Below are 11,340 nucleotides of genomic sequence, written 5' to 3'. Positions count from 1 at the left end.
CTTTTTCATTTGCGTTTCTCCTTAAATTCGGTTAAGTGTAATTACCGTGTAGGTAAAGTTGCGGATACATTATCGGTCTTTTCTTTTTTTCGTTGCGGCAAGGATAATCAGTCCTGCGCCTACACTGATGATTGATGCAAATATCGATGCGTTGCCCGTGAGCGGAGATTTTTCGTAATTGTTTGAGTTTGCATCGGCTTTTTTCGCACCTGCCGATAACGAGTTTTTGTCTGTTTTATTTGTTTTGTTTTTGGCGTTTTTGCTGTTGTTTTGTTTGTTCGGCTTTGTTGTCGGTTCGGTCGGCTTTTCGGTAGCCGGCTCTGTTGTATTCCATGACGAACCGCCCGCATATGTCCATTTTGCAGTTAAGGTGATTTCACTAAACACAGGAGTGTCAAAATCGTACTTTTGCTCTTCGTTGTACCAGCCGTCAAAGGTGTAAGCGGATTTGTACGGTTTTGTCGGCTCGGCAAGTTTTTGACCTTTCAAAACTTTTTGGAGCGTTGTGCCCGTACCGCCGTCGAGGTTGAAGTTCACATTTACCGTTGCACTGTCGGCGATTGTGCCGTTGCCCGTAACCTTGCCTAAAAATGTTCCGCCCGTGATTGTGCCGTTGTTTTCGACATCGGCGTTGAATATTCCGCTTTTAATCTCACCAGAGCAAATAACTTTTCCGTCAACCGTGTTATCGTTTGCTTCAATGTCACCGTCAATTTTTGCATTGTCTTGCATTACAATGGAAATATTCTTATCTTCGCAAATCAAAGAACCTTTTAGAACAGCATTGTCTTTCATTTTAAAGGTCATTTTTGCGTCATTAAAAAGTACAAGATCGCCGATAATTTGTGCGTTATCCTCAAGTGTAAAAACGCTGTCCGGGTTGTAATAATGTTGCACACTTTTTCCTATAAGTTGGGCATTATCTTTTATTGTCAAATTACTATGACTGAGATTTAAATTCGTATCCGGCGAGCCTATTTTTGCGTTATCGCTTATAAACAGTTCAAAATCGACAGAGTCTTTAATATAATTAATGACAGCTTTGTCTTTTGCTTCGATTTTGATTTTTTTATCAAAGGTAGCTCCGTATATGGCGTTAATATATGCGTTGTCTTCGAGCTTAAAACCTGCTGAGTTTTCCGACTGGTACTCAAATATTGCTGAACCGGTTATTTTTGCGTTGCCACGCATAATTATGGGATTTAATGGCGACTGCTCACTTACCAAAAGCTCACCTGTTATTTCGGCATTGTCGTCCATTGTTAAATTTGTTTTGCCTGATATAAGCGTCAGTTTCTCTATTTTTGCATTACCCGAAAGTGAGCAGGTTGAAGATCCAAACAACAACACCTCACCTTCAAGCCTGCCGCCCACGGCGCTGTCTGTAATTGCAAGGAATGCCCTTCCGTAAACACCGATTGTATAATAACTTGTGTTGTTCTTTATTGTTTTGCCGTTGAGGTCGAGTACTATAAAATTGTTGTCATCTATTTGAATTTCGCCGCATTCGATGTTGTTGTTAAGTTTTATTATTCCGCCGTGATTTGCGGCTTTGATTAATTCGTCAGAAGATGAAACTTCGGTTGGCGTAATTTCAAGAGCAATGGTGCTTTCTTTTTGAATGTTGTAATCTGCAAGCGTTCTGTCGTCTTGGAGTCGTTTGCCGTTAAAATACAGTTCCTGTTTATTGATGTCTATATTTGTTTTCTTATTGATTTTTTCTTTAACATTATCAATGCTGTCGCCACTTTCAACGCCAAGCCTCATTTCAGCTATTCCCGAAATGTTAAAATCAACAAATATATCCATTGCATTTGCCGTAATCGGAACTGTGCAGATAATCATACAAATTGCTGTGATGATACATAAAATTCGCTTTTTCATTTGCGTTTCTCCTTAAATTCGGTTAAGTGTAATTACCGTGTAGGTAAAGTTGAGCGTATAGTTATACAAGGCTCGTTTTCTTTTTCAGCACAATGTATAAGATTAAGCCAAAGTTGCTGAGCATGGCAGTTCCTGCAACAGAACCTACGGCAATCATAGCAGGTGAAGTTGCCGATGCGGAGGCATTTTCGGAATTTTCGGCAACTGCCGTATCCGCCGTTGCTTTTGTGCCGGTGTCTTTTTCGCCTATCCACCAGTTGCCGTTTTCGCCGATGTATGGGGTCAGACCGTCTTTGCCGTTTTCGCCGACAACCTTGCCGAGATTAGCCGTTGTGCCGTCGGTGTAGGTGAGGAGAAGCTCGCCGTCTGCATTGATTTCTGCGTTTGCGATTCCGACTGCGTTTTTGCTGTCCTCGCCGTTTTCGGCGTTCTGTCCGGATGTGCCGTCTTTTCCCGGTTCACCCTTGTCGCCTTTGTCACCCTTTTCACCCTGTTTTCCGGATTTTCCGGTTTTTCTCTTTTCTCCGGTAGCTTTTACACCGAGTGAAGTCCAGTTTTGTCCGCCGTCATAGGAAACATACCAGAAGTTGTCATCGCCTATTTTGAGCTGTGGCGTTACACCGTCTTTGCCGTCTTGTCCCGACGCACCTGTTTTTCCCGGTTCGCCCTTGTCACCTTTATCGCCCTTGTCACCTTTGTCACCGGTGTCACCTTTATCACCTTTATCGCCTTTCAATTCCGACAAGGCAATCAAATCGTTCCAGGCAGAATCATCGCTGTATTTCCACTGTACAAATCCGTTGTATACACGCAACTCGATTTGCTTTCCGTCCGCACCGTCTTTTCCAGTCAATGTTGTAAGCGAAACAAGGTTGCGGTAAGCGTTGTCGTCTTCACCCGAATATCGCCATTGAATATTGTTTCCGTCGTTGCGGAATTCAATTTCTCTGCCGTCTGCTCCGGCAAAGGTTGAAAAAGTTTTTGTGTTGGACAGCGTAGATACCGTGCCGTTGTTTGCGGAAGTGACCGCAAAAGTATATGAAGTGTCTGCCTTTAAATTATTATATGTATATTCAAAAGTGTCGGCAGGAATTTGAACATCGGTTATGCGTTCAAATTCTCCGTCATCCATACGCATCCAGATATGATAGCCTGAAATCGGACGCCTGGAGTCTGCCTTTGGTGCTGCCCAAGTGATTTTTGCACTTTGGTTATCCTTTACGGATACGCCTGTAAGCGTCGGCACAGGCGGTGCGGCACGAAGATTTGTCAGCACATAACCGAATACGGGGATTTTTTGGTCGCCTGCCGTCCATGTACGCATACCGAAATCCCATGTAAAGCCGTATTGACTCGAAACATCGTAGCCGATTCCGTATGAGGACAGAAGTGAACGGCGGTCGATGTTGTTGACCGTTCCGCTTGCACCGCTGCTTTCCGTTGTGGTGTAAATCGTGCCTGTTGCTTTGTTGTAGCTCAAATCAATTACAAAACCCATATTGAATGCGTCCACGCCCCATGTGTTTTTCATTGATGCGGAGAAGCCGTGAGCCATTTCAACTCCCTCGGCGTGTTCGGATGTTGTCGTCCAGTCGTTTGTGATACTGCTCGCACCGAAACCGAGTTCGTATTTCTGCTTACTGAGCGAAGCGAATTTTGTAACCGAAGAGTCTGTAGAACCGTCATTTGGCCAATAGGCGAACGGGTCACCCTCGGCGTTTTCAGGCAAAACATTGTTGTTCAGTTGCGGCAAAGCCTTTGCTTTTCCTGCGGCAATATCTGTTTTGTAGGTGTTGTTGTACAACGCCGCAAATTCATCGTAATATTCTCGGTCAAGCATTGTATAGACCGGTTGCCCCGGAATCATCAATGCAATGGTGTTTTTTTCGCTGAGGTCAAATTCTCCCTTTTGAGGGTCGTAAAGTGAGTAATAATAGGTTGTTGCCGGCACACGGTACAGCACCACGGAATCGTTGCCGCCGGCGTTAAAGGAAACGCTGTATTCTTTTGAAAGAGTGTCTTCCGTACTCTTGGTAAAGTCCATGGTGTATCCGAGAGTTGCCTCGTATCTCCACACTTTCAAATCTCCCTGCACAACGATTGATGCACCAAAGGAGGTGTTGTGTGATGTGGATTTTGTGTCCGAATATCCGGACGAGAAGGTGTATGTTGTTGAACCGTCGTTGAAATCGAGGTCGTAGTCACCAAGCTCCGAAAAATACGGAGCCGCCTGAAGTACCGCCTGCACCTGTGCATCGGAATATCCGTAGCCCTTTCCTTCGTAGCGGGCAAACAAACCGTCTTTGTTCACATCTGCCGCAAGCAATATGCAGTTATACGGCATATCCCATGCAAGGTCGGCATCGTGACAGAGTTTGGAGTATTCGTCTTTTTCAGCAGTAACCGTATATTTGCCGGCTGTGGAAAGTGTGCCGCTGCCGAAGTTTTCGCCGTAGAAAACATCGGTGAAGAGGTCAAACTTTCTTGCATTTGGGCCACCGCCACTTTGCCTTTCGGCGGCAAGTGCGATTACCTGCTCACGACCTTCTTTGTTGTGGTCAAAATTGCCGGCGATGACATCCTGATACCACCACCATTTGGCACTTGAGTTGTCAATTCGTGCGGTGTCACGCAAAAGATTGAGTGCACCGTTTTGCTGAACTTCATACAGAGCACCGGCAATCCATACCTGTTCAGGCGTTCCTCTGCCGTTGATTGCAACGCTTGTCATTGCAGGTTTCGGCTTAACGCCCTGATTCTTTGTTCCGTTTGCGGTATAACTGCTCATGGAAGTTTTTTGTACATTTGTTATTGAATTGTTCTGACCGTAATAAACGGCAAAGCCAAGATTTCCGTCATCGGTTTTCTTGTCCCAGACAAAGCCTTTTTTCTTTTCTTCTTTTACTTCACGGTAATAGCCGGCAACAATAATTTCCTGCCAGCCGTCGCCGTCAATATCGCCTGCGGCGAGGTTTCCGTAGCGGATATGATCGTAGTAACGGTTGCCGTCCGCCTTTTCGTCCTCACGGTTTAATGTCATAAGAGATTTTTGATTAATTCTTTTGAGCTTTCCGTTTTCGGCTTTATATACCGAGAGCTTCGACACGGCTTTTCGGAATGAATCACTTGAAATTTCTTTGTCCTTGTTGTCGATTTTATCCGGCTCGGCAACACCTGCGTATACGATAAGTTCATCGCAACCGTCACGGTCCGTATCTGCGGAAGCGAGGGATTTTGTGATTTGGTCACGCTCATACAGGGTTGTGTCCCAACCGTTAAAGTAAGCGTTGTCGTCGTTCTTTGATTTAACAAATGATTTACTTGAAAAACCTTGTTCTCCCGAAATGCCCGTTCCGGCAATTCCCCACAAATCGTCATTGCCGACATAGGTGATAACGGCGGTCATCTTTCCGTCTCCGTCATAGTCGCCGGCAGTTACATTAAAATAATGGCGAAATTCCTGATATTCAAGTTCGCCGTATCCCGGGGTTTTGCAAGCCCATTTAGGAGCGTCGGCTATTTTCTGAAGTTCGGAACGCTTGTTGTTTACAAGATTTTGCACCCAATAGCAGACCTTTGCCGTGTTGTTGGAATTGTTCATATCGCAAAGACCGACAAAGATGGCGTGGTCGTTTCTGCCTGTGCCGAGCGGATCGTAAGCTGTTCCGACAGCAAATGCAACATTATCGACAGGAGTAACTTTGTGGGCACTTGGCGTACATTCGGCAATGTTGATGCCAAAATTCCACTTGCTGTATACTTTGGTGTGGTCCTGTGCCGATTGACCTTCTGCATTGCGATAGCTGTAAATTATCGGCTCGTACCACGGCGTGATGGCAAACGGCTGACCTTTTTTTGTGCCGTATGGGTTGCTTTCATCTTCTGTCCATCCGTCAGGTGGAGTTGTGTCGGGTTTTAGTAATGCACCGTATGTATTAGAAGATGATGCCGATGTTTCCGGATCGGCATAGCTCATCATCGGTGATAAGAAACAAATCACCAAACATAAGGCGAGTAAAATACTGAGTATTCGCTTTTTCATTTTGTTACCTCCGTTTTTTGTGTGCAGGTTCGGTTTTGACCTTTTAGTTCATTGATTGCAAAAAGGTCGTTTTATTTGTCATCGCCCTTTTTTTCCGGGTTAATGTAAATGGTTGTTTGGTATTTTTCAATAAAAAGCATAACGCTCTGCTTCAGCACTTCCATTTGACTTTTTAGGTAGTATTCGTCCTCAAACATTGCATAGTGCACGCAGGCTCTTACGAGAATAAATATAAGCGGTGTGATAATCTCGTGCGGTATGCCGATTTTAGGCTCCAATTGCTTTGCGTATTCCGTGTATCGTTCGTTAACGCCCTGAAAGAATTTTTTGCCGTATTCAATGTATTTCGGGTGAGTGTAGACCTGATACATCAGGCGGTATTTTTTGCCGTGCTTTTCGGCTGTCCAATATGGGATTTCTTTTATATAACGCATTACATCAGCAGGGTCTGTGGGTGCTAATGCCATATAATCGTCTTCAACCTTTTCCATACAGTAGGCGGTTGATTCTATAATCAATTCGTCAAGATTTTTGAAGTAGGAGTATAGATTGCTTTTGCTGCAACCGCAGGCGTCTGCAAGCATCTGCACGCCTGTTCCCGTCAAGCCGTGTTCTGCGTAGCAATCAAAGCATTTTTCCATAATTTCTATTTTCTTTTGTCTGTGTTGTTCTTCGGTTTGCATTTTCTTCTCCAATTAATATATGTAATTTGTTTAGATATTGTTAGTATCAGAACGACCGTTCGTTCATTATTAATATATCATAATACAATTATTGTGTCAACAACAATAAATTTTATTTTTTACAAAATAATGTTGACAAATAATTTTTTTGTGTTATAATAAATGTCGTTGACCACGGAAGCATAGCTCAGCTGGGAGAGCACCTGCCTTACAAGCAGGGGGTCACAGGTTCGAGCCCTGTTGTTTCCACCAAAAAACATAGACACTCTTTTGAGTGTCTATGTTTTTTATGCTTTATGGGCTCGAACCTTATGAGGGTTTCGATACCGTAGGGGCGAACTGTGTTCGCCTAATCTAATACTAATAAATAAAATATTCAATTCACCTCTTGACATTTTACTTTATTCTGCTATAATAATTAAGCCGCATATTATGGGCAGTAAGAAATACACATCGGTGTGTTCGCCTATCGTAGCGAGACTTATGAAGGAGAGTTATTACTATGTACGCAGTTATCGTAACAGGCGGAAAGCAGTACAAGGTATCTGAAGGTGACGTTCTTTACATCGAAAAGCTCGATGTAGAAGCAGAAGCAAAAATCACTTTCGATCAGGTTCTTGCAGTTGGCACAGACAAGGGTCTTAAGGCAGGCAAGGATTGTGCAAAGGCTACTGTTGACGCAACAGTTGTTAAGAACGGCAAGGGCAAGAAAATCACTGTTTTCACCTACAAGCCAAAGAAGAACGAAAAGCGCAAGATGGGTCACAGACAGCCTTACACAAAGGTTGAAATCACAAAGATTAACGCTTAATTGTTTGATTTAATGATTAACAGAATAGAATTTTTCAAAAGCGGTGATATGCTTACAGGATTTGAATGCAAAGGTCACACCGGATTTGCCGACGAGGGCAATGATGTTTTGTGTGCATTCATCAGCAGTGCGTGTTATCTCACGGCAAACACAATCACGGATGTTATCAAACTTGATGCCCGTGCTTCTGCTTCCGACGGATATATGTCATTACACATCAAGTCATCACCGGAAAAGGCGCAGGATATTCTCAACGGTTTGGTTCTTCATATGACGGAACTCCAAAAAGATTATCCTCAAAACATAAAAGTAACTATATCGGAGGTGTAATTATGCTTAAGCTTAATGTACAACTTTTTGCTCATAAAAAAGGTATGGGTTCTACAAAGAACGGCAGAGACAGCGAATCAAAGCGTTTGGGCGCAAAGAGAGCTGACGGTCAGTTCGTACTTGCAGGCAACATCCTTTATCGTCAAAGAGGCACACACATCCACCCGGGTACTAATGTAGGTATCGGCAAGGACGACACACTTTTTGCTCTCGTAGACGGCACAGTAAAGTTTGAAAGAATGGGCAAGGACAGAAAAAAGGTTTCTGTTTACCCTGTTGAGCAGTAATTGACAGATTCATCCGCAGTCGCAGGATTGCGGATGTTTTTTGTTTGCTCGGTTGACAATCGGGCAGAATATAATTATAATTAGAGTGTTATAAAGATGATGAGAAAACGAATTGGATTCCGTTTTCTTGCAAAATATGTCTCCGTAGCTCAGTTGGATAGAGCGACTGCCTCCTAAGCAGTAGGCCATCGGTTCGATTCCGGTCGGGGATGCCAAAAACAAAGCCTGAAAGTCTTGATTTTACAAGGTTTTCAGGCTTTCTTTTTTCTGTGTTTTTGAAATTTTATTTAAAAAGTTTTTAGCAAGAGTCTGTCTGCTTATGAACTGTGAACTATGGAGCAATCGTCTGCTTAGGCGAACGCTTTGCTAATAAAATCAGCAAGAAAAATGTTGTTATGAGTAATCATTATAAATCAATCTTTTCTAAATATATCAAGTGTGTGATGAGAGTAACCAATCATATCTTGTTTTTCGCAAATTGCAAGATGATACTTTAGGTACAGTTCGTACATTCGGTCATCCATTTGGTCTACGGTTTCTCTCATATGATTTGTATAGCCATCTGAAGCAACAAAGTGAAGTTGAGTAACATTGAACTCATTTCTTAAATTGTCAATGTCCTCTTTACGGTACAGCTCAAAAATGTCCCACGGATTTGAGAAAGTATCAAAAGTTTCTGTGTTGAGCATACACTTTTCAATAATGTTGTAGATTTCGCCACGAATAAAACCGTGTGACAAAACATTTGCATCACCCATACAATAAGAGGCAAAAATTATACCATCTTTCTTTGTAACTCTGATAGCTTCTGATAAGGCTTTTATCTTATCTTCTCTTGTGAATAAATGATACATCGGACCGAGCAACAGAGTGATGTCGTAAGTTTCACTCTCAAAAGCAGACAGATCTGTAGCATTACCTTGCGTAATTGTGACAGGCTCGCCTTCGATGGCGTTTTGCTTGAAGATTTCGATGTTATGCTCAACCAATTCGACCGCATCTACTCGGTAGCCTTTCTGTGCTAAAGTGTGGCTATAACGACCTGTAGCCGCACCGATCTCCAAGACTCGCATATTTGGCTTGAGATACTTTTCCACATATTTCATAGTTGTAAGATATTCCACCATACCGTGTTTAGAGATAAGACGACCATCCTCATCATATCTCTCATAATAGTTTGTTAAGTATTCTTTTGTTTCCATCTCTAATCCTCCTATAAAAAAGTATAAAAAAACAGTGCAGGCTAAGATTCACTCATAGCTTGCACTGCGTTTAGCTTAATCAAATTAAAAAAGCACTCTAATTATTTGAAAAAGGGTATAGCAATGTAAGCCCGTTGTTCTGCCAATAATAAGCAGGGACTACAGACTGCATAACGACTACATTATTAAAACAGTCGATACGATTTAACATTGCCTTACCTCCTAAAGAATTTTATACATTATACTCCTCGGTTTTCTTTATGTCAAGTATATTGAAATTTTTATAATTTTTTCAATGCCAATATAACACGGCAGGCAAAAATTGTAAAGGACACGGAGCGAGAATTGCCGAAATTGTAAGAGAATGCAAGGGGTTTGTGCCACAAAAGCCTTGAAATCGGGGTGGGTGTTTGTTATAATATAAAAAATATTTGGTATAATGATACCGATGATAATGATATATGAACACGAACTTTGGGGTTGTCATAATTGACAGCCCATTATTAAAATGGTGATAATATGTTTGTAGATATTGCGAAAATAAAAATCAAAGGCGGCGACGGCGGTGCCGGTGCGGTTGCCTTTCACAGAGAAAAATATGTTGCGGCGGGCGGTCCTGACGGCGGTGACGGCGGAAAGGGCGGAGATGTTGTTTTTGTAGTTGACGACAATCTTGCTACTCTTGCCGATTTCAGATATAAGCGCAAGTATTCCGCACCAAACGGTGAGGGCGGAAAAGGCGGTCGCTGCAACGGCAAAAAAGGTCAAGACCTCGAAATCAAAGTGCCTCGTGGTACAATCATCCGTGAAGCAAACAGCAAGGCTGTTATGGCGGATATGAGCAAAACAGAGCGTTTTGTTGCCGCAAAAGGCGGAAAAGGCGGATGGGGCAATATGCACTTTGCAACTTCAACCCGTCAGGTTCCTCGTTTTGCAAAACCGGGTGTTCCGGGCGAGGAGTGGGAAGTTAGCCTTGAACTTAAACTTCTTGCGGATGTCGGTCTTGTCGGTTATCCGTCAGTAGGCAAAAGCAGTCTTATTTCTGTTGTTTCACAGGCAAAGCCAAAAATCGGCGATTACCACTTCACAACTCTTGTGCCTAATCTCGGCGTTGTAAGTATGGGCGAGGGCAACAGCTTTGTTCTTGCCGACATTCCGGGACTTATCGAGGGTGCAAGTGAGGGCGTTGGTTTGGGTCATCAATTCTTGCGTCATGTTGAGCGTTGCAGAATGCTTATTCACATTGTTGATGTCAGCGGCAGTGAGGGCAGAAATCCGATTGACGATTTTGAAAAAATTAACGAGGAACTCAAAAAATTTAATCCCGACCTTGCCGAGCGTCCTATGATTGTTGCGGGCAACAAGATTGATATGGCAGAGCCTGAACAGATTGAAGAGTTCAAAAAATATGTCAACGACAAGGGCTATGAATACTATTCTATTTGTGCGCCGATTATGGAGGGCACAAAAGAATTGATGAATGTCACTTGGAATATGCTCAAGGAGCTTCCTCCGATTAAGGAATACGAAGTTGAGGAAATTCCGCTTGAAGCACTCATTCCGGAGGATGACAACAGCTTCAAGATTACTCAAGAGGACGAGGGCTACTACCTTGTTGAGGCAAAGTGGTTCCCGAGAGTTCTCAAGGGTATTGATGTCACCGACTACGAGGCACTTCAGTATATGCAAAGAGTGCTTGAAAAGAGTGGCGTGTTTGACGCATTAAGAGAGAAAGGGATTCAAGAGGGCGACATTGTCAGCCTTTATGACATTGAATTCGAGTATATTCCGTAATGAGATTTACAGATAAAGAAGCACATCCAAACGAGCTCAGTCCGCTTAACCTTGCGTTTATCGGCGACTGCATTTATGAAATGCTTGTGCGTGAAACCTTGGTGCTTGATGCAAACCGTCCCGTAAACGATTTGCATAAAGAAAGCGTAAAATTTGTGTCGGCAAAGGCTCAAACCTTGGCTTATGACAAAATCAAGGATGTTCTCACCGAGCAGGAAACCGCAGTGTACAAGCGTGGCAGAAATGCCAAGGTGGGGCATAATCCAAAATCCGCAAGCCAGGGAGAGTACCACATCGCAACAGGTGT

9 protein-coding genes and 2 tRNA genes are annotated in these 11,340 nt (G+C 43.1%); 7 read left to right on the top strand and 4 right to left on the bottom strand.

Translation table 11 applies throughout. The annotated features are described in order from the left end of the window. Positions 1-69: 69 nt before the first annotated feature. The 3 genes from Q0E08_RS08795 to Q0E08_RS08785 all read right to left on the bottom strand — a co-directional run bounded on the left by Q0E08_RS08795 (position 70) and on the right by Q0E08_RS08785 (position 6,609). A complete protein-coding gene (locus Q0E08_RS08795) occupies positions 70-1,884 on the bottom strand; it encodes a ubiquitin-like protein (RefSeq protein ID WP_294778734.1) in 1,815 nt (604 codons plus the stop codon). A 61-nt stretch (positions 1,885-1,945) separates the two neighbouring features. After that, positions 1,946-5,926 (bottom strand): fibronectin type III domain-containing protein, encoded by a 3,981-nt coding sequence (locus Q0E08_RS08790; RefSeq protein ID WP_294778732.1) that lies wholly within the window; start codon positions 5,924-5,926, stop codon positions 1,946-1,948. A gap of 71 nt (positions 5,927-5,997) precedes the next feature. Further along, on the bottom strand, positions 5,998-6,609 hold the full coding sequence (locus Q0E08_RS08785; protein ID WP_294778731.1) for a TetR/AcrR family transcriptional regulator: 612 nt from the start codon (positions 6,607-6,609) through the stop codon (positions 5,998-6,000). Positions 6,610-6,785: 176 nt separating this feature from the next. Between Q0E08_RS08785 and Q0E08_RS08780 the strand changes: the two genes are divergently transcribed. From Q0E08_RS08780 to Q0E08_RS08760, 5 genes are all read left to right on the top strand, one after another. Continuing rightward, positions 6,786-6,861 (top strand) — tRNA-Val (locus Q0E08_RS08780). Positions 6,862-7,111: 250 nt separating this feature from the next. Next, positions 7,112-7,420, top strand: a complete 309-nt coding sequence (gene rplU, locus Q0E08_RS08775) for a 50S ribosomal protein L21 (protein WP_288529437.1) — start codon at positions 7,112-7,114, stop codon at positions 7,418-7,420. 12 nt (positions 7,421-7,432) lie between these two features. After that, a complete protein-coding gene (locus Q0E08_RS08770) occupies positions 7,433-7,750 on the top strand; it encodes a ribosomal-processing cysteine protease Prp (protein WP_294778730.1) in 318 nt (105 codons plus the stop codon). Positions 7,751-7,752: 2 nt separating this feature from the next. Continuing rightward, on the top strand, positions 7,753-8,037 hold the full coding sequence (gene rpmA, locus Q0E08_RS08765; protein WP_178666639.1) for a 50S ribosomal protein L27: 285 nt from the start codon (positions 7,753-7,755) through the stop codon (positions 8,035-8,037). 138 nt (positions 8,038-8,175) lie between these two features. Beyond that, positions 8,176-8,252: transfer RNA gene (locus tag Q0E08_RS08760), tRNA-Arg, on the top strand. Positions 8,253-8,450: 198 nt separating this feature from the next. Here Q0E08_RS08760 and Q0E08_RS08755 read toward each other — a convergent pair. Next, a complete protein-coding gene (locus Q0E08_RS08755; protein WP_294778729.1) occupies positions 8,451-9,239 on the bottom strand; it encodes a bifunctional 2-polyprenyl-6-hydroxyphenol methylase/3-demethylubiquinol 3-O-methyltransferase UbiG in 789 nt (262 codons plus the stop codon). 519 nt (positions 9,240-9,758) lie between these two features. On the opposite strand from Q0E08_RS08755, the gene obgE reads away from it, so the two are divergent. Together obgE and Q0E08_RS08745 are read left to right on the top strand one after the other, a co-directional pair. Then, positions 9,759-11,033 (top strand): GTPase ObgE, encoded by a 1,275-nt coding sequence (gene obgE, locus Q0E08_RS08750; RefSeq protein ID WP_294778728.1) that lies wholly within the window; start codon positions 9,759-9,761, stop codon positions 11,031-11,033. Continuing rightward, the coding region (locus tag Q0E08_RS08745) for a Mini-ribonuclease 3 (RefSeq protein WP_294778727.1) at positions 11,033-11,340 on the top strand (308 nt) is incomplete at its 3' end. The genes obgE and Q0E08_RS08745, both read left to right, overlap by 1 nt.

Origin of the sequence: uncultured Eubacterium sp. (genome assembly GCF_934561735.1) — a bacterium.
GTDB lineage: Bacteria > Bacillota > Clostridia > Oscillospirales > Acutalibacteraceae > Eubacterium_R.
This window is presented reverse-complemented; position numbering and strand designations above follow the sequence as displayed.

What these genes read in the sequence shown, in the direction of transcription:
- Q0E08_RS08785 (WP_294778731.1), bottom strand. Translation starts at nt 6,609, where the DNA reads ATGCAAACCGAAGAACAACACAGACAAAAGAAAATAGAAATTATGGAA.
- Q0E08_RS08755 (WP_294778729.1), bottom strand. Translation starts at nt 9,239, where the DNA reads ATGGAAACAAAAGAATACTTAACAAACTATTATGAGAGATATGATGAG.
- obgE (WP_294778728.1), top strand. Translation starts at nt 9,759, where the DNA reads ATGTTTGTAGATATTGCGAAAATAAAAATCAAAGGCGGCGACGGCGGT.
- Q0E08_RS08770 (WP_294778730.1), top strand. Translation starts at nt 7,433, where the DNA reads ATGATTAACAGAATAGAATTTTTCAAAAGCGGTGATATGCTTACAGGA.
- Q0E08_RS08790 (WP_294778732.1), bottom strand. Translation starts at nt 5,926, where the DNA reads ATGAAAAAGCGAATACTCAGTATTTTACTCGCCTTATGTTTGGTGATT.
- Q0E08_RS08795 (WP_294778734.1), bottom strand. Translation starts at nt 1,884, where the DNA reads ATGAAAAAGCGAATTTTATGTATCATCACAGCAATTTGTATGATTATC.
- rplU (WP_288529437.1), top strand. Translation starts at nt 7,112, where the DNA reads ATGTACGCAGTTATCGTAACAGGCGGAAAGCAGTACAAGGTATCTGAA.
- rpmA (WP_178666639.1), top strand. Translation starts at nt 7,753, where the DNA reads ATGCTTAAGCTTAATGTACAACTTTTTGCTCATAAAAAAGGTATGGGT.